This is a genomic window from Pantoea sp. CFCC18177, from assembly GCF_059412425.1.
Window position 1 is genome coordinate 54,372 of the sequence record NZ_JBNBPL010000011.1, and the last position, 18,511, is coordinate 72,882.

Below are 18,511 nucleotides of genomic sequence, written 5' to 3' on the forward strand. Positions count from 1 at the left end.
TTAGTGTAACGTAGGCTTTTTAACTTCAGGTGCGGTTGGCGTTTGCGCGCGCGCGAAGGTGTCATGGCACAACAACGCTGCCACGCGCACATACTCAATCACCTCTTCCAGTGACTGCTCCAGCTCTTCCTGATCTTCGTCTTCGTCATAACCGAGTTGCGCGATAGTGCGCAAATCGTCAATGGCTTCACCGGTCTCGCCGGTCACTTTTTCCAGCTTAGGCTGCGTCACCCCTAATCCCAGCAGGAAGTGATTCACCCAGCCCGCAAGTGCATCGGCACGGTCAAACACAGTGATGTCGTCATCCTCTGGCAGCATCAACTGGAACATAAATCCTTCGTCTTCCAGCGTACTTGCCAGGCTCTCATGCAGCGCCTGCAGAGGCTGAGACAGGCTTTGCGAAAACGCCATGCCTTCGTTGGTGAGGTCATGGACCAGGGTTTTCCAGCTGGTGTCCTGATTGCCACCGCACAAAATGCCAGAGAGTAATCCGTGCATTTCGGCAGGTGTCATACCGACACCTTGCTGTGAGAGTGCCGCGGCAAGCGCGTTGTAACCAGGAGTTGCGTTCTGTAATGACATAAGCTTTGGTCGTCGTTGGCAGAATAAGTTCGTGTTATGCTACCACCAGGTGCCTCTGAGTTTCCAGAAAAGGGGTTGTAACTTATAACTCGGGTATATATAGTTGCGCACCTCCCAACCCATTGAACGGTAAGGGAGAGCGAACGAAGTAATCAGTTAGGATGGTGGCATGTCTGCACAACCGGTAGATATTCAGATTTTTGGTCGTTCATTGAGAGTGAATTGTCCGCCTGAACAGCAAGAAGCGCTGAATCTGGCAGCAGAGGATCTCAATCAACGGTTGCAAGATTTAAAAGTTCGCACTAGAGTCACCAATACAGAGCAGCTGGTGTTCATCGCCGCCTTAAACATCTGCCATGAATTGGCACAGGAAAAAGGCAAAACGCGCGACTATGCAGCAAACATGGAACAACGTATCCGCATGCTGCAGCAGACGATTGAACAAGCATTAGTTGAGCAAGGTCGCATAACTGATCGCCAGGGCCCTAAATTCGAATAACACTTCATGGTACTCGTGGTAGAGTGACGGTGAAGTCAATTTTCTCTGAGATGTTTGCAAGCGGGCCCGTCCCCTGAGCCGATATTTAATACCAACAGAATGTGACGATCCACAATTTGTGCGCATGCTCGGTCCGTCCGAGAAGCCTAATAATTGTGACGGCATGTTCACCTTGAACCATGGGTTCAAGGGTTACAGCCTGCGGCGGCATCTCGGAGATCCTCTCTTAGTTCCAACCTGTTAATTCCCGGTATGATATAGTGGCTGGCAACAGCCGACTCTGCCGGGGTTATCATGTCAGCACCCTCCCTTCTCGACCGTCAGGACATTCGTCAGCATGTGCGCCATCTGCGCCGTAATCTCACGTCTGAGCAACAGGAACAAGCCGCCGATATGCTGGCTGAGCACGCCATCAATTTCGCGCCGGTTGCTAATGCACAGCGCATCGCACTGTTCTTATCTGTGGATGGTGAAATCAACACTCGCCCACTGATTGCCAAACTCTGGCAGCAAAAAAAACAGGTTTACCTGCCAGTGCTGCACCCCTTTGCGCCGGGCAATCTGTTGTTTCTGCGCTACACCCCTGATACGCCGCTCAATCCCAACAAATTACGCATTCCCGAGCCACCGCTGGATATCACCCAGATGGCCACGCTCGACCAGTTAGATGTGATGCTGGTGCCGTTAGTGGCATTTGACCATCAGGGACAGCGATTGGGGATGGGGGGCGGATTTTACGATCGCACGCTGCAAAACTGGCAGCAGCATGGCTTTTTACCGATGGGAATTGCCCACGATTGCCAGCGCGTGGAGGCATTGCCGGTCGCTGCGTGGGATGTGCCGTTACCCGCCATTTTGACGCCGTCAAAATTGTGGCAGTGGGATAACGCGTAGCAGGGGCAATTCATTGCACGCCTTTCAGCAATCTCACGGCATCAGGCATGCGCAATAAATCGCGCCGCTACAACATTTTGCAAGAGGTATGGGTGGAGAGAGAACGCGTAGGGTTTAGAAGGGGCGCGCCAAGACGCGCCCGATAGCAGCAAATCAGTACAGCAGACGAGCGCGAATGGTGCCCGGAATGGCTTTCATCAGTTGCAGCGCTTTATCCGCCACATCTTCTTCCGCATCAATGTCGATAACCACATAGCCCATCAGCGGGGATGTTTGCAGATACTGGGCGGCAATGTTGATGCCCTGCTCAGCAAAGATCTGGTTAATCGCAGTCAACACACCTGGACGGTTTTCGTGGATGTGCAGTAAGCGGCTGGCGCTGGCAGCATGCATCGGCAGTGATACCTCTGGGAAGTTAACCGCAGACAGCGTAGAACCGTTGTCAGAGTACTTCGCCAGCTTGCCAGAGACTTCCAGACCGATATTTTCCTGCGCTTCCTGAGTAGAACCACCAATGTGTGGCGTCAGGATCACGTTGTCGAACTCACACAGCGGCGAGTTGAACGGATCGCTGTTGGTCGCTGGTTCAACCGGGAACACGTCGATCGCCGCGCCTGCCAGATGTTTGTTCGCCAGCGCATTGCACAGCGCCGGGATATCAATCACGGTGCCGCGTGCGGCGTTGATCAGCAGTGAACCCGGCTTCATCAGCGCCAGTTCATCAGCACCGATCATATTTTGCGTGGTGTGGTTTTCTGGCACATGCAGGCTGACCACATCGCTCATATTCAGCAGGTCAGACAGATGACGCACCTGAGTCGCGTTACCCAGTGGCAGTTTAGTCTCGATATCGTAGAAGAAGACGTGCATGCCCAGGCTTTCTGCCAGCACGCCCAACTGCATACCGATATGACCGTAGCCAATGATACCCAGCTTCTTACCACGCGCTTCATAGGAGCCGTTGGCCACTTTATTCCAGATACCACGGTGCGCTTTGGCGTTGGCTTCAGGAATGCCGCGCAGCATCAGCAACATTTCACCAATCACCAACTCAGCCACTGAACGGGTGTTAGAGAATGGCGCGTTGAATACCGGCACACCGCGTTTCGCTGCTGCACCCAGGTCAACCTGGTTGGTTCCGATACAGAAGCAACCTACAGCCACCAGCTTTTCAGCTGCCGCAAAAATCTCTTCGGTCAGTTGGGTACGGGAACGGATACCAATGAAGTGCGCATCGCGAATCGAGGACTTCAGCGACTCCGCATCCAGTGCCCCTTTATGGAATTCGATGTTGGTGTAACCTGCAGCGCGCAGATTATCCAGTGCACTCTGGTGAACGCCTTCCACCAGCAGGAACTTAATCTTGTCTTTTTCCAGTGATACCTTTGCCATTTCCCGACCCTATTCTGAATTCAATGAGGACTACCATAAGCTAGCCTTCTGCCAAAATATCAAAAATTTCGTGCGCAGCAATACAAACGATTGCCTCACCACCAGCATGCGCCCACGCTCAGGCAGCACAATGCCGTACAAAATCGTGACATGCGTGTTCCGCGAAGTACGAACCCGCGATTGATGAATCTTTTGTGACATAAGTCACCAAATTTCACCCTGGCGAGAAAAGATGTTTTGCGAATGGAAATAACCGGCGCGAGCTGCGCGCCGGACAGATCAATTAGTGATGGTTTTCACGCCATCTGCGGTGCCGATCAGTGCAACATCGGCCCCACGCGCGGCAAACAGGCCAACCGTCACTACGCCAGGCAGCGCATTGATGGTTTTTTCCAATGCAATCGGGTCAAGAATACGCAGATTATGCACGTCGAGAATAATGTTGCCGTTATCAGTGACCACGTTTTGGCGATACTCTGGCAAGCCACCCAGCTTCACCAGTTCACGTGCCACAAACGAACGCGCCATCGGGATCACTTCCACCGGTAACGGGAAATGACCCAGCACATCGACTTCTTTGGAGGCATCTGCGATGCAGACGAATTTCTTCGCCACCGCCGCCACGATTTTCTCGCGGGTCAGCGCGGCACCGCCGCCTTTGATCATCTGCATTTGTGGATTGATTTCATCCGCACCATCGACATAAACCGACAGCTCATCCACCTCATTGAGGTCAAAGATATGGATGCCCAATGCTTTGAGTTTTTCGGTCGAGGCTTCCGAGCTGGAAACCGCGCCTTCAATTTGATCCTTCATGGTGCCGAGCGCATCAATGAAATGCGCCGCAGTAGAACCGGTGCCAACGCCCACAATTGTGCCTGGCTCAACGTACTGCAACGCTGCCCAACCTACTGCTTTTTTCAGTTCATCCTGGGTCATGATATGTTTAAAACCTGTGCGACATCGAAGTGCGCGTAGTATAAAACAAGGCGTCGTAAAATTGCGCGGCTGTTGATGCATCGATTTAATCCTTTGGAAGCCAGCCCGCAAAAAACCACCGCAGCACAATATTACCGTTTTGTGGCATAGTACTTTCCATCCTGAACGAGAGAGAAAAAAATGAAACGCCCGGATTATCGAACGCTTCAGGCGCTGGATGCTGTGATTCGCGAGCGCGGCTTTGAGCGCGCCGCCCAAAAACTCTGCATCACGCAGTCCGCGGTGTCTCAGCGCATTAAACAGTTAGAGAATTTATTTGGTCAGCCGCTGCTGGTGCGCACCGTGCCGCCGCGTCCGACAGAACAAGGGCAGAAACTGCTGGCGTTATTGCATCAGGTTGAGCTGCTGGAAGAGGAGTGGCTAGGTGATGATAACAGCGGCGGTACGCCATTGTTGCTGTCACTGGCGGTCAACGCCGACAGTCTGGCCACCTGGCTGCTGCCCGCGCTGAAAGATGTGCTGGCGGATTCGCCGGTGCGCCTGAACTTGCAGGTAGAAGACGAAACCCGCACTCAGGAACGTCTGCGTCGCGGTGAAGTGGTGGGTGCAGTGAGTATCCAGCCACAGCCGCTGCCAAGCTGCCTGGTGGATCAGTTAGGTGCGCTGGATTATCTGTTCTGTGCTTCGCCCGACTTCGCCGCACGTTACTTCCCCAATGGTGTGACGCGTTCTGCTTTGCTGAAAGCCCCAGCGGTGGCGTTTGACCACCTTGATGATATGCATCAGGCGTTTTTACAGCAGAACTTTGACCTGTCGCCCGGCAGCGTGCCGTGCCACATTGTTAACTCGTCAGAAGCCTTTGTGCAGTTGGCGCGTCAGGGTTCGGTGTGCTGTATGATTCCGCACCTGCAGATTGAACGCGAACTGGCACAAGGGGATTTGGTGGATTTGACGCCAGGTCTGTATCAGCGCCGTATGCTTTACTGGCACCGCTTCGCGCCGGAGAGCCGATTGATGCGCAGCGTGACCGACGCATTGATCGCGCATGGTCATCGCGTGTTGCGTCAGGATGATGTGACGGCGTAAAAAAGGTCGCCATAAATGGCGACCTTACACCGATCGTGCGTGGTTTCGTAGGGTGCGCATTGATGCGCACCGGGTCACATCAAGGCGTATTCGGCTTGATCTCGAACACCACATCAACCTGGTCATCGAAGTGAATGCTCTGCTGTTCGTAGGTTTGCTGCGCGGTGGTATCCGCTGGTGCCGCAGCGGCTTTATACATGCGCGCCATTGGCATCGGCTGATAGTTGGCCACGTGGTAGCGGATACTGTACACCGAACCTAACTTGGCGTTAAAGCCTTCGGCTAAAGCATTGGCTTGCTGCGTTGCATTGGCAATTGCTGCTTTACGTGCCTGCTCTTTGTAGTTATCCGCATTCGCCACGCCCAACTCGACGGAACGGATTTCGTTCAGGCCGGACTTCAACGCACCATCCAGCAACTCATTCAGTTTATCCAACTGACGCAGTGTCACCTGCACCTGACGTACCGCGCGATAGCCTTTCAGTACCGACTTACCCTCTTTGGTGTAGTCATACTCCGGTTGCGTGCTCAGGTTTGCCGCATCAATATCTTTCTTCTCGATACCGTTCTTTTGCAGGAAATCGAAATATTGCGCCACGCGGTCATCCGCTTGCTTTTTCGCATCGGCCGCGTCTTTCGACGAAACATTCACCACGATTGAGAGCGTCGCGATATCTGGACGGGCGTCTACGCTGGCCTGTCCTGAAGTCACAACATGTGGGCCATTCGGGACTTCACCCGCCTGTACCATGGCGGACAGAGCGCCCGTGCTCATTAAGGCGGCCAGCGCCAGTGCTTTCAGTTTCACGAAAGTCCTCCTTGAGGGTTCAATTTGCAGGTCGCCACTATGGCTAAACCTAAAACACATTACTATGCGTGATGGTCTGAGTTTGAAATCACCAAAAAGTTCGGATTAAGGGATGTTTTAACGTATCCGCGATCGCAAAACGATGCTGACAGATTCGATCAAAACATGCCTTGATGTTTCTATTAAAGAAACAATTCTAGCCTCTGGGGGAGTTGTAAATGACAGAACAGCCACTTAGCCAAACCGCTGTGGGCGTCCGCGCAGGGCGCACACGTTTCCTGATGCTCGGCCTGGTGTTTATCAACATCATCATCAACTACATGGATCGCACCAATCTTTCGGTGGCAGCCACGCAAATGGCTGGCGAACTGCGTTTCACGCCGATGGAGATGGGATTGATCTTCTCCGCATTTGGCTGGATCTACGCCGCGCTGCAAATTCCCGGCGGCTTTCTGATCGACCGACTCGGTGCCCGTCTGGTGTATGGCGTGGGGCTGTTTGCCTGGTCGTTGATCACCGCTTTACACGCGTTGGCCAGCAGTTTTGGTGCGCTGTTTGGCCTGCGGCTGGGTGTCGGTGCCTTTGAAGCCCCGGTCATGCCCGCCAACAACCGCGTGATCTCCAGCTGGTTCCCCGAGCAGGAACGTGCCAGCGCCATCGGTATTTATTCGTCGGCTCAGTTTGTCGGCCTCGCCTGTATGACCCCGCTGCTGTTTCATGTGCAGGATGCATGGGGCTGGCGTGGCCTGTTTTTGATCACCGGCATCGCCGGGATGATCTGGGCACTGGTGTGGTATCTGCTGTATCGCGAACCGCATGAACACAAAGGCGTGTCTGAGGCCGAACTGAAATATCTAACCAGCAACGGTGCCCTGCTGAAAAACCATCAACAGCCCAAGGCCCGCTGGCGCGACCTGGCGCAGATGTTCCGCAGCCGCAAACTGGTGGGGATCTACATCGGCCAGTTCACCATCTCCGCCACCTTTTGGTTCTTCCTGACCTGGTTCCCCACTTACCTGGTGGAATATCGCCATATGGGCTTTATCAAAAGCGGCTATGTCGCCTCGGTGCCCTACTTCGCGGCATTCTGTGGCGTGTTGCTGGCGGGATTTGCCTCCGACCGCATGATCCGACGCGGCGTGTCAGCCAGCGTGGCGCGCAAACTGCCGGTGATCCTCGGCCTGTTCCTGACGCTGTTTATCCTCGGCGCGAATTACACTGACGACGCCACGCTGACCATCCTGTTTATGTCGCTGGCATTCTTTGGCAACGGGCTGGCGACCATTACCTGGGTGTTTGTCACCGCGCTGGCGCCACGTCATTTGATTGGCCTCGCCGGTGGCGTATTCAACTTTACCGGCGCGCTCTCCGCGATTGTGGTGCCCATCGCGATTGGTGCGTTAATCGATGGCGACAACTTCGCCCCAGCACTCGGCTTTATTGCTGTGCTGGCAGCGATTGGCATCTGCAGTTATCTGTTTATCGTTGGGAAAATTGAGCATGTCAGCGCGCGCTGAGCAAGACTTTCGCCAGCGCCTGCAACTGCTTCAAGCGCTGCTGCAGGTGAGCGTCATCGGCCTGCCAGATTTTGGCAAAGGCGATGGCGGCACGGTTGTTGTTGATCGGTTGCGCCATACTCACTTCCCCGTCATCGCGATGCCAGATCAAATAACTCTCTTCACGTTTGCGCGCCAGCAGTGGCGCAATCTGCGCCCACTGTTCGTCGCTAAAACGCGGGCGCAGTGCCTCATCACTCTCGGCGGCCAGCAGCGACACACCAATCACCGACTGCCAGGCGGGCAGCATACGGAACCCAGCCAGTGCCTGGCTGGCATTGGTGCGCTCTCCCGGCTCGGAGTGCCAGATGTAGATCACCTGATCCTCCCACAGCACGCCCAGCGCCACTACGATATCGCGCGGGGCATGCACTTCCAGCTGCGGCAGTGCCTGGGCAAACAGCGAAGAACCCCGGATAGCCTGCGCCGCCAGCGCATGAATACCCGGACCGGGCAAGTAGCGCCGATGCTCATCCTGAATCGTCAGGCCAATCGACGCCATGGTCATCAGCAAACGGTTTACGCGTGTGCTGTTCATGCCCATTTGTCGCGCCAGTTCACGGCAGCCCACGGCTTTATCGCTGGAAACCAGATACTGCAGGCAGCGAATCCCATCAATCAGGCTTTGGTTGGGTTGAGAAGACATAGTTCACCCTGTGGCGCTCAAAACACCAATCTTAGCTCCAGCATGACAGGAAGCAAATGATGCAGAATTTCTCCTCGCAAAATGCGCGCCACTTCCCACAACAGCAGCTTCAGGCCGATTTACTGGTGGCGGGCGGCGGTCTGGCGGGCGTGTGCGCAGCACTGGCGGCGGCACGTGACGGGCTTCAGGTGGTACTGATTCAGGATCGTCCCGTGCTGGGCGGGAATGCCTCCAGCGAAGTGCGGTTGTGGGCCAACGGTGCCACCTCGCATATGGGCAACAACAATCGCTGGGCGCGTGAAGGCGGCATCATGGGCGAAATCATGGAAGAGAACCTGTGGCGCAACAAGGAGGGCAATCCGGTGCTGTTCGATATGGTGTTGCTGGATATCGTGCAGGCTCAGCCCGACTTAACGCTGCTGCTGAACACCGTGGTGAGCGATGTGGAGAAATCCGGCCGACGACTCAACGCGGTGCAGGCTTTCAACGCCATCAACCAGACACGCTATTACGTGCGGGCGAGTCAGTTTATCGATGCCAGCGGCGATGGGGTGCTGGGTTATCTGGCCGGTGCGGCGCACCGCATAGGTGCTGAAACCGTGGAGGAGTTTGGCGAGAAGATGGCGCCAGGTGAGCATTTCGGTCACAAACTCGGTCACTCGATTTACTTCTATACCAAACGCACCACGCAGCCGGTGCGCTTTGTGCCGCCCTCTTTCGCCCTGAAAGAGATCACGGCTATCCCCCGCTACAAACGTTTGACGTCTGACCTCAACGGCTGCGACCTGTGGTGGCTGGAATGGGGTGGACGGCTGGATACGGTGCACGAAAGTGAAACCATTAAATGGGAGCTGTGGAAAATCGTTTGGGGGGTGTGGGATTACATCAAAAACTCCGGTGAGTTCCCGGATGCAGACACGCTGACCATTGAATGGGTGGGCCTGATCCCCGGCAAGCGCGAGAGCCGCCGCTTCCTCGGTGATACTTTGCTGTGCCAGCAGGACATCATCGAACAGCGCGATCACTATGATGCGGTGGCGTACGGTGGCTGGTCGATTGACCTGCATCCGGCCGATGGCGTCTACAGCGAGCACGATGGCTGCCGCCAGTTTCATAGCAAAGGCACCTACACCATTCCGTTCCGCGCGCTTTACAGTCAGTCGCTGGATAACCTGCTGCTGACCGGCCGTTTGATCTCTGCCACCCATGTCGCCTTTGGCAGCGCACGGGTGATGTGCACCTGCGGCGTACTGGGCGAAGTGGTGGGACGTGCCGCCGCCATCTGCCACCAGCAACAGCTCACGCCGGCACAACTTGCGCAGCCGGAACGTGTGCCGCAGCTGCAACAGCAATTGCTGCGCCAGGGCGCATTTATCCCGCGACAGGTGTTAGAGAATCCGGTTAAAGACGCGCGCATTGACGTCAGCAGCACGCTGCAACTGAGCGCCCTGCCCGCCGATGCCGGCTGGCACGCCTTACAGTCTCGCTGCGCCCTGCTGCTGCCGTTAAAAGCAGGTGAACGTCTCCCTGCCCTGTCGCTCTCTTTGCGTGCGGCACAGGCGCAGAAATTGCAGATTTCGCTGCTCACCAGTGACAACCCGGCGAATACCTGCGGCGATCGTCTGCTCGCCAGCCAGACCATTACCGTGAATGAACAGGGCAACTATCGCCTGAGTTTTGATTATCGGGCTGATGTCGATCGCTACCTGTTTATCGCCTTTGAGGAGAATCCTGCGATTGAAGTGGCGCTGACGCGTCAACGCCTGCCGGGGGTGATGATGGTGTTTAACAGCCTCAACCCGCGCGTAGCCAAACGCACCCGCCAGATTAACGATGGCGATTACGGCGTGGATGAGTTTGATTTTTGGCTGCCGCGCCGAGCACCGCATCAGATCCTGTTGGCCTTCGCGCTGGAAACGCCGCTGAAACTCTGGCATCGCGACTATCTGCTCAACGGCAAACTGCGCCCTGAGCGGCACACCAACTGCTGGGTTCCGGCACTGGATGATGTGCAGCCGAACGTCACCTGGCGTTGGGATGAGCTGCAGCAAGCGCAGCAAATCACGCTAATGTTCGATAACGATTTCGATCATGCGATGGAGACGGTGCAGATGGGCCATGCGCAGGCGGTAACGCCGCACTGTACCACGCATTATCGGCTCTGGCTGGATGAGATGTTGTTAGATGAAGTAACGGATAACCATCACTCGCTTTGCCATCACCCGGTGCCGCCAGGCGTGAGTTTTCGGCAAATACGCTTAGAACTGATTGCCAGTGCGGGCGCGGTGCCCGCACTGTACGGCCTGCATCTGCATCAGAAAGCCGCGATGCCCTGACGCGCCAGTTGGATAGCGATAAACCACATCACGCCGCCCACCAGCAGGTTGATGATGCGCTGTGCGCGCACCGTGCGCAGCCGTGGCGACAGCCATGCGGCCAGCAATGCCAGACCAAAGAACCAGATAATCGAGGCGCTGACCGTGCCCAAAGCAAACCACTGCCGTGCTTCGGTTGAAGGCAACTGACTACCGAGGCTACCCAGCACCACAAAGGTATCGAGATAGACATGTGGGTTGAGCCAGGTCACCGCCAGCATGGTAGCAATAATCCGCCAGCGCCCCTGCTTCATCGCCGCCTCAGTTCCCAGGGTGACATCGCCCAGCCAGGCACTGCGTAGAGCGCCCCAGCCGTACCACAGCAGGAAGGCCACGCCTGCCCAGGTGATCAGCATCAGAAGAATCGGCGACTGACTCAGTAACGCGCTGCCGCCGAAGATGCCGCCGCAGATCAGCGCAATATCGCTGAGGGTACACAATCCTGCCGTCATTAAGTGGTAATGGCGTTTAATGCCCTGATTCATCACGAACGCGTTTTGCGGACCCAATGGCAGAATGAGTGCCGCCCCGAGGGCAAGCCCTTGTAAGTAAACAGATAACACAGCGATAGTCCTGAGTAACGAGATAATGCGATGCAGTATAGTGACGCGAGGATATTAGAGGAAATTGAAAGATTTAATTGGGCATTAGAGAAAGTAATAAGGTCGCCATAAATGGCGACCTTACATGGCACGAACGCTGTTTTTTGCAGGGTGCGCATTCATGCGCAATCCCTACAGCGATAAGCCCCGAGGCATTATTCGGTGCGTGCCGCCTGCTGTTCGCTTTTCACCTGATGCAGATGAACATCCATCTGCGGGTAAGGAATACCGATGCCGTTGGCATCCAGCGTGCGCTTGAAGTTCTTCATCAGATCCCAGTAAACGTTCTGCAGGTCACTGCTTTTGCTCCAGCAACGCACGACAAAGTTCAGTGAAGAGGCAGCCAGTTCGTTCAGACCGATCTGGATCCCCATATCTTGCAACACACGCTCATCCGCTTCTACTACTTCCCTGAACAGCGCAATCACCTGATCGACGTCCGCATCGTAGGCCACGCCGATGATGAACTCATTACGACGAATCGGTTCGCGTGAATAGTTGATGATATTACCGGCAATGATTTTACCGTTTGGCACCACAACGATTTTGCCGTCAGCACTTTTCATGGTGGTGGAGAAGATCTGCACGTTCTGGACTGTACCCATCACGCCGCCGAGATCGACAAACTCACCGGTTTTGAACGGACGGAAGGTCACCAGCAGCACGCCTGCCGCAAGATTCGACAGCGAACCTTGCAGTGCCAGACCCACGGCCAAACCGGCGGCACCCAACACGGCAATAACCGATGCAGTTTGCACCCCGACGCGCCCCAAGGCGGCAATTAAGGTAAAGGCGATGATGCCGTAACGCACCAGTGCAGAGAGAAAGTCAGCGACGGTGGCATCAATATGCCGCGCCTGCAGTACACGATTCACCGCGTTAGAGATAAGGCGCGCGATGAACATACCGATGATGATGGTGATGATCGCGGCAACGATATTCACCGCGTAGCTCAGAATCAGCGCCTGATTACGTACCAGCCAGCCGCCGGCACTGTTGATGCCGTCAACGACATTTAAGTCTTCCATTTGTTAGCCCTGTTGTTGAGTTTCCCGCAGGAAAATGCAAAAACGGCCAGAATTAATCCGGCACTCCCGTGTACAAGGGTAAACAAAAATGTGACGAAGCGCCAAAGATGGCCTGAATTTACTCACTATTCTGAATTAAACGCATAAAAAAAGGCCCTTTCGGGCCTTTTTTGTACTGTAAGGAAAAATTACAGTACGTCGACAGCGTTAAGCTCTTTGAAAGCCTGCTCCAGACGCACAACCATTGAAGCCTGTGCAGAACGCAGCCATACGCGTGGGTCGTAGTATTTCTTGTTCGGGCTATCCACGCCATTTGGGTTACCCAACTGACCTTGCAGATAGTCTTCGTTCTTTTTGTAGTACTGCAGAATACCGTCCCATGTTGCCCACTGGGTATCGGTATCGATGTTCATCTTGATGACGCCGTAACCAATAGACTCTTCGATTTCTGCCGCAGAAGAACCAGAACCACCGTGGAACACGAAGTCCAGCGCGTTGTGCGGCAGGTTGTGTTTCTTGGTCACGTATTCCTGAGAATCACGCAGGATGGTTGGAGTCAGTTTCACGTTACCTGGCTTGTACACGCCGTGAACGTTACCGAAAGAAGCCGCGATGGTGAAACGTGGGCTGATTTTGCTCAGCTCAGTGTACGCGTAATCAACGTCTTCTGGCTGGGTGTACAGGGCAGAAGCATCCATGTGGCTGTTGTCCACGCCGTCTTCTTCGCCACCGGTGCAACCCAGTTCGATTTCCAGGGTCATGTCGATTTTCGCCATGCGCGCCAGGTACTTAGAAGAGATCTCGATGTTCTCTTCCAGTGACTCTTCAGACAGGTCAATCATGTGAGAAGAGAACAGTGGCTTACCGGTTTTCTTGAAGTGCTCTTCACCGGCATCCAGCAGACCGTCGATCCACGGCAGCAGTTTCTTGGCGCAGTGGTCGGTGTGCAGAATCACTGGTACGCCGTACTGTTCAGCCATCAGATGCACATGGTGCGCACCGGCGATAGCGCCGAAGATTGCCGCGCCCTGTGGCTTGTCGGTTTTGAAACCTTTACCGGCGATGAAGGCAGCACCACCATTGGAGAACTGAACGATGACCGGCGCTTTAACTTTGGCCGCAGCTTCCAGTACCGCGTTGATGGAGTCCGTGCCGACGCAGTTAACTGCAGGCAGAGCGAATTTGTTTTCTTTCGCTACTTGGAAAACTTTCTGAACGTCATCACCAGTGACAACGCCGGGTTTTACGAAATCAAAAATTTTAGACATGGTTGTGTCCTGTTTCGTTACCGTTCATCCCATAAGGGACGTCGATTTTTTGCCCAGGATGGGCAAGCCTTCAGACGGCGCCGAAGCGCCGCCCCCAAAAATTACTGCTTAGCGCGCTCTTCCAGCATCGCTACTGCTGGCAGTTTTTTGCCTTCCACGAACTCGAGGAATGCGCCACCGCCGGTAGAGATGTAGGAGATCTTGTCTTCGATACCGAACAGATCAATCGCTGCCAGAGTATCGCCGCCACCCGCTACAGAGAACGCTTCGCTGTCTGCAATCGCGTTAGCGATGATTTCGGTGCCTTTACGGAAGTTCGGGAATTCGAACACGCCAACTGGACCGTTCCACAGGATGGTTTTTGCATCTTTCAGCAGTTTTGCCATCGCCAGTGCGGTTTCGTCACCGAAGTCCATAATCTCTTCGTTATCTGCAACTTCGGAAGCCTTTTTCACGGTTGCCGGTGCAGTTTCAGAGAATTCCGTTCCGACGCGAGAGTCGGTTGGAACCGGAATACCGTACTGATCGCGCAGGCCTTTTGCCGCTTCAACGAAATCTGGCTCGTACAGTGATTTACCGACGTTATTGTCGATAGCCACGAAGGTGTTAGCGATACCGCCACCGACGATCACGGTATCCGCGATTTTCACCAGAGACTGCAGCACGTCGAATTTGGTAGACACTTTAGAACCACCCACCACCGCCACCAGTGGACGCTGTGGGTTGCTCATGACTTTGCCCAGTGCTTCCAGCTCAGCTGACAGCAGCGGACCGGCACAGGCGATAGGCGCGAACTTGCCGACACCGTGGGTTGAAGCCTGCGCACGGTGCGCAGTACCGAAGGCATCCATGACGAAGACGTCGCACAAGGCGGCATATTTCTTCGACAGGGTCTCTTCGTCTTTCTTCTCGCCTTTGTTGAAGCGCACGTTTTCCAGCACAACCAACTCACCCGCGCCGACTTCAACGCCGTCGAGGTAGTCTTTGGCCAGGGTCACAGTCGTGCCGCTCAGTTTGTCTTTCAGGTAGTTAACAACAGGCAGGAGGGAGAACTCTTCATTGTATTCACCTTCGGTCGGACGACCCAGGTGAGAGGTAACCATCACTTTCGCGCCCTGTTTCAACGCCGCTTCGATGGTAGGCAGAGAAGCACGAATACGTGCATCTGACGTCACTTTCCCTTCTTTTACTGGCACGTTGAGATCGGCACGGATCAGAACACGTTTACCAGCAAGATCCAGATCGGTCATCTTAATTACAGACATGGTGAACCCTCTCGTTGATTCTCATAAGTTTTGCCAGACGCAGTCCGCGTCTTACCTGAAACCGCTTGCGGCCATTGCTAACGTGGTGTCGATCATGCGGTTAGCAAAGCCCCATTCGTTGTCACACCAGACCAAGGTCTTGATCAGGTGGTGACCACTGACCCGCGTTTGTGTGCCGTCCACAATGGCACTGTGCGGATCATGGTTAAAATCTACTGAGACTAACGGTAATTCCGTATAGTCAACTATACCACGAAACGCCCCTTCTGACGCGTTTTGCAGCAACGCATTGACCTCACAGGCCTTCACCGCTTCGCGTACTGAAACGCTCAAATCAATGGCTGTCACGTTGATGGTGGGCACACGGACAGCGATGGCTTCAAAACGATCGTTAAATTTCGGAAAAATACGGGTGATGCCAGCAGCAAGACGCGTATCCACCGGGATGATCGATTGGCTGGCCGCACGCGTACGACGCAGATCGCTGTGATAGGCGTCAATCACCTGTTGGTCGTGCATCGCCGAGTGAATCGTGGTCACAGTGCCCGACTCAATGCCGAAGGCGTCATCCAGCAACTTGATCACCGGAATAATGCAGTTGGTGGTACAGGATGCGTTGGAGACAATGCGGTCAGTTTGTTTAAGAGCCTGTTCGTTCACGCCGAACACCACGGTGGCATCCAGATCGTTACCGCCCGGATGCGAGAACAACACTTTCTTCGCGCCCGCTTGCAGATGGGCTTCACCGTCTGCGCGGCTGCCGTAGACGCCGGTGCAATCCAGCACGATATCGACGTTCAATTCCTGCCACGGCAGCGCATCAATCTCGGCCAGATGCAGAATGCGGATGGTGTCATCGCCGACGAACAGTTGATCGCGCTCCTGGCGCACATCAAAGGCAAAACGGCCATGGCTGGTATCGTACTTCAGCAAATGCGCCATGCCGGTGGCTTCCGCCAGTTCGTTGATGGCCACCACGGTAATCTCCGCGCGGCGACCGGTTTCATACAACGCACGCAGCACATTGCGTCCGATACGGCCAAAACCATTAATTGCGATGCGAATGGTCATCTCACTTCCTGCAACAACACCCAAAAAAACGTGCCAAATACCTTGAGCGTTTCGCTGCGTTTTGTACAGGGAATTATTGCCCGCTTAACGTTGCAAAATGATGCCACTGCATTACGACTGAAACGGTTCAGCCAGAATAAAGCATGCAAGGAATAACAGGAATGATTGCGATCAATTGCGCTGCTGATTATTGGATCTACGTCACAAATTTCGCGATAAAAAATTATTACTGCAGGAATAATTGAAGCGTTTCAGGTGGGAGATGGAAAGTCGGATAAAACAAAGGTGCGCATAAATGCGCACCTTACGGCTATCGGAATCTGTAGGGTCGCCATTTATGGCGACCACGGATTACAGAATCGATTTCGCGGTCTTCACTACGTTTTCTACGGTGAAGCCGAACTCTTTGAACAGCAACTCTGCCGGTGCAGACTCACCGAAGGTGGTCATACCCACGATAGCGCCGTTCAGGCCGGTGTATTTGAACCAGTAATCGGCGATACCGGCTTCAATGGCCACACGTGCAGCAACCGCTTTCGGCAGCACAGACTCACGGTAAGCCGCGTCTTGCTTGTCGAAGGCATCGGTAGACGGCATAGACACCACGCGCACTTTACGGCCTTCGCCGGTCAGTTGCTCGTAAGCGGCGACAGCCAGTTCCACTTCTGAACCGGTGGCGATCAGGATCAGCTCTGGCGTACCTTCGCTGTCTTTCAACACATAACCACCGCGTGCCACGTTAGCCAGCTGCTCAGCAGTACGATCCTGCTGCGCCAGGTTCTGACGTGAGAACACCAGGACTGATGGGCCGTCTACACGCTCAATCGCGTATTTCCACGCCACAGCAGATTCAACCTGGTCACATGGACGCCACAGGCTCATGTTTGGCGTCACACGCAGGCTGGCCATCTGCTCAACCGGCTGGTGGGTTGGACCATCTTCGCCCAGACCGATTGAGTCGTGGGTGTAGACCATGATCTGACGGATCTTCATCAATGCAGCCATACGAGCGGCGTTACGCGCGTATTCAACAAACATCAGGAAGGTTGCGGTGTACGGCAGGAAACCACCGTGCAGCGCCAGGCCGTTGGCGATAGCGGTCATACCGAATTCGCGCACGCCATAATGGATGTAGTTACCGGCAGCATCTTCATTGATCGGCTTAGAGCCAGACCACATGGTCAGGTTGCTGGGTGCCAGGTCAGCGGATCCACCCAGGTACTCTGGCAGGATCTTACCGAAGGCTTCGATAGCATTCTGAGAGGCTTTACGGCTGGCGATTTTAGCGGGGTTAGCCTGCAGCTGTTCGATGAACTTCTGCGACTCAGTTTCCCAGTTTGCTGGCAACTCGTTGTTAGTACGACGGGTGAACTCAGCAGCCAGTTCAGGATGTGCAGCAGCATACGCGGCAAACTTCTTATCCCATGCAGATTCTTTTGCCTGGCCAGCTTCTTTAGCATCCCACTGCGCGTAGATGTCTGAAGGAATTTCAAACGGCGCGTGGTTCCAACCCAGTTGCTTACGGGTCAGTGCGATTTCGTCATCACCCAGCGGTGCGCCGTGTGAATCGTGGGTGCCTGCTTTGTTTGGTGAACCGAAACCGATGATGGTTTTGCACATCAGCAGTGAAGGTTTGTCGGTAACCGCTTTCGCTTCTTCTACCGCTTTCTTAATCGCTTCAGCATCGTGACCGTCTACGCCACGCACCACGTGCCAGCCGTAGGATTCGAAACGCATCGCGGTGTCGTCGGTGAACCAGCCATCAACGTGACCGTCGATAGAGATGCCGTTGTCATCATAGAAAGCAACCAGTTTGCCCAGCTTCAGGGTACCGGCGATGGAGCACGCTTCGTGTGAGATGCCTTCCATCATGCAGCCGTCGCCCATGAACACATAGGTGTTGTGATCGACGATGTCATGGCCAGGACGGTTGAACTGTGCCGCCAGCGTGCGCTCTGCAATCGCGAAGCCCACAGCGTTAGCGATACCCTGGCCCAGTGGACCGGTAGTGGTTTCAACGCCGGCGGTGTAGCCGTATTCCGGGTGGCCTGGAGTTTTAGAGTGCAGCTGACGGAAGTTCTGCAGCTCGCTCATCGGCAGGTCGTAACCGGTGAGGTGCAGCAGGCTATAGATCAGCATGGAGCCGTGACCGTTAGACAGCACGAAGCGGTCACGATCTGCCCACAGCGGGTTAGTCGGATTGTGGTTCAGGAAATCACGCCACAGCACTTCAGCGATGTCCGCCATGCCCATAGGGGCACCCGGATGTCCCGATTTGGCTTTCTGTACTGCATCCATACTTAACGCGCGAATGGCGTTGGCAAGCTCTTTACGAGAGGGCATCTTCTACTCCAGGTCGGATTAATGCTCCGCCGCACTTAACTTATTGTAATTAATCAGTTATCAGGCGAAGCGAGAAAAAAGTCGCACATCAATGTACATGAAAATCGGGGCAAAAGTACATGCGTCGACGTGCTAAATAGCGGGTAAACGGTTGCAA

The 18,511-nt window shown here is 54.7% G+C and carries 16 protein-coding genes and 1 other RNA gene; 6 read left to right on the plus strand and 11 right to left on the minus strand.

Going from position 1 to position 18,511, the window contains the following annotated elements; translation table 11 throughout:
• The gene (locus tag ACPUC8_RS13310; protein WP_039331862.1) at positions 1-582 is read right to left on the minus strand and encodes a YecA/YgfB family protein; all 582 of its coding nucleotides are present in this window, start codon (positions 580-582) and stop codon (positions 1-3) included.
• 169 nt (positions 583-751) lie between these two features.
• On the opposite strand from ACPUC8_RS13310, the gene zapA reads away from it, so the two are divergent.
• The 3 genes from zapA to ACPUC8_RS13325 all read left to right on the plus strand — a co-directional run bounded on the left by zapA (position 752) and on the right by ACPUC8_RS13325 (position 1,975).
• Complete coding sequence (gene zapA / locus ACPUC8_RS13315) at positions 752-1,081, plus strand: cell division protein ZapA (protein ID WP_039331864.1); 330 nt, start codon at positions 752-754, stop codon at positions 1,079-1,081.
• 39 nt (positions 1,082-1,120) lie between these two features.
• Positions 1,121-1,304: non-coding RNA, 6S RNA (ssrS, locus tag ACPUC8_RS13320), on the plus strand.
• A 71-nt stretch (positions 1,305-1,375) separates the two neighbouring features.
• A complete protein-coding gene (locus ACPUC8_RS13325) occupies positions 1,376-1,975 on the plus strand; it encodes a 5-formyltetrahydrofolate cyclo-ligase (RefSeq protein ID WP_494926483.1) in 600 nt (199 codons plus the stop codon).
• 153 nt (positions 1,976-2,128) lie between these two features.
• On the opposite strand, the gene serA is transcribed toward ACPUC8_RS13325, so the two are convergent.
• Entirely contained in the window at positions 2,129-3,367 is a 1,239-nt protein-coding gene (gene serA, locus ACPUC8_RS13330; RefSeq protein WP_039331868.1) for a phosphoglycerate dehydrogenase, read from the minus strand.
• Between the two features lie 279 nt (positions 3,368-3,646).
• A complete protein-coding gene (gene rpiA / locus ACPUC8_RS13335; RefSeq protein ID WP_039331870.1) occupies positions 3,647-4,306 on the minus strand; it encodes a ribose-5-phosphate isomerase RpiA in 660 nt (219 codons plus the stop codon).
• A gap of 180 nt (positions 4,307-4,486) precedes the next feature.
• Here rpiA and ACPUC8_RS13340 point away from each other — a divergent pair, with 180 nt between their 5' ends.
• Positions 4,487-5,392 (plus strand): LysR family transcriptional regulator ArgP, encoded by a 906-nt coding sequence (locus ACPUC8_RS13340; protein ID WP_039331873.1) that lies wholly within the window; start codon positions 4,487-4,489, stop codon positions 5,390-5,392.
• A gap of 79 nt (positions 5,393-5,471) precedes the next feature.
• On the opposite strand, the gene ACPUC8_RS13345 is transcribed toward ACPUC8_RS13340, so the two are convergent.
• Complete coding sequence (locus tag ACPUC8_RS13345; RefSeq protein ID WP_039331875.1) at positions 5,472-6,200, minus strand: oxidative stress defense protein; 729 nt, start codon at positions 6,198-6,200, stop codon at positions 5,472-5,474.
• 218 nt (positions 6,201-6,418) lie between these two features.
• Between ACPUC8_RS13345 and ACPUC8_RS13350 the strand changes: the two genes are divergently transcribed.
• Positions 6,419-7,717, plus strand: coding sequence for an MFS transporter (locus ACPUC8_RS13350; protein WP_494926484.1), 1,299 nt, complete (start codon positions 6,419-6,421; stop codon positions 7,715-7,717).
• On the opposite strand, the gene ACPUC8_RS13355 is transcribed toward ACPUC8_RS13350, so the two are convergent.
• Positions 7,704-8,402 carry an IclR family transcriptional regulator gene (locus tag ACPUC8_RS13355; protein ID WP_494926485.1) on the minus strand — a complete coding sequence of 233 codons (699 nt, stop codon included), beginning with the start codon at positions 8,400-8,402 and terminating at the stop codon, positions 7,704-7,706. The genes ACPUC8_RS13350 and ACPUC8_RS13355 overlap by 14 nt on opposite strands.
• 59 nt (positions 8,403-8,461) lie before the next feature.
• Between ACPUC8_RS13355 and ACPUC8_RS13360 the strand changes: the two genes are divergently transcribed.
• Positions 8,462-10,738 carry an FAD-dependent oxidoreductase gene (locus ACPUC8_RS13360; protein ID WP_494926530.1) on the plus strand — a complete coding sequence of 759 codons (2,277 nt, stop codon included), beginning with the start codon at positions 8,462-8,464 and terminating at the stop codon, positions 10,736-10,738.
• On the opposite strand, the gene argO is transcribed toward ACPUC8_RS13360, so the two are convergent.
• From argO to tkt, 6 genes are all read right to left on the minus strand, one after another.
• Positions 10,717-11,340 (minus strand): arginine exporter ArgO, encoded by a 624-nt coding sequence (gene argO, locus ACPUC8_RS13365; protein WP_058969147.1) that lies wholly within the window; start codon positions 11,338-11,340, stop codon positions 10,717-10,719. The genes ACPUC8_RS13360 and argO overlap by 22 nt on opposite strands.
• A 194-nt stretch (positions 11,341-11,534) precedes the next feature.
• The gene (mscS, locus tag ACPUC8_RS13370; protein ID WP_494926486.1) at positions 11,535-12,407 is read right to left on the minus strand and encodes a small-conductance mechanosensitive channel MscS; all 873 of its coding nucleotides are present in this window, start codon (positions 12,405-12,407) and stop codon (positions 11,535-11,537) included.
• Positions 12,408-12,595: 188 nt separating this feature from the next.
• Positions 12,596-13,675 (minus strand): class II fructose-bisphosphate aldolase, encoded by a 1,080-nt coding sequence (gene fbaA / locus ACPUC8_RS13375; RefSeq protein ID WP_034823221.1) that lies wholly within the window; start codon positions 13,673-13,675, stop codon positions 12,596-12,598.
• A gap of 101 nt (positions 13,676-13,776) precedes the next feature.
• Entirely contained in the window at positions 13,777-14,940 is a 1,164-nt protein-coding gene (gene pgk, locus ACPUC8_RS13380) for a phosphoglycerate kinase (RefSeq protein WP_039331886.1), read from the minus strand.
• A gap of 51 nt (positions 14,941-14,991) precedes the next feature.
• Positions 14,992-16,011, minus strand: a complete 1,020-nt coding sequence (epd, locus tag ACPUC8_RS13385) for an erythrose-4-phosphate dehydrogenase (protein WP_039331888.1) — start codon at positions 16,009-16,011, stop codon at positions 14,992-14,994.
• Between the two features lie 351 nt (positions 16,012-16,362).
• Positions 16,363-18,354, minus strand: coding sequence for a transketolase (gene tkt, locus ACPUC8_RS13390; protein WP_494926487.1), 1,992 nt, complete (start codon positions 18,352-18,354; stop codon positions 16,363-16,365).
• Positions 18,355-18,511 lie beyond the last annotated feature (157 nt).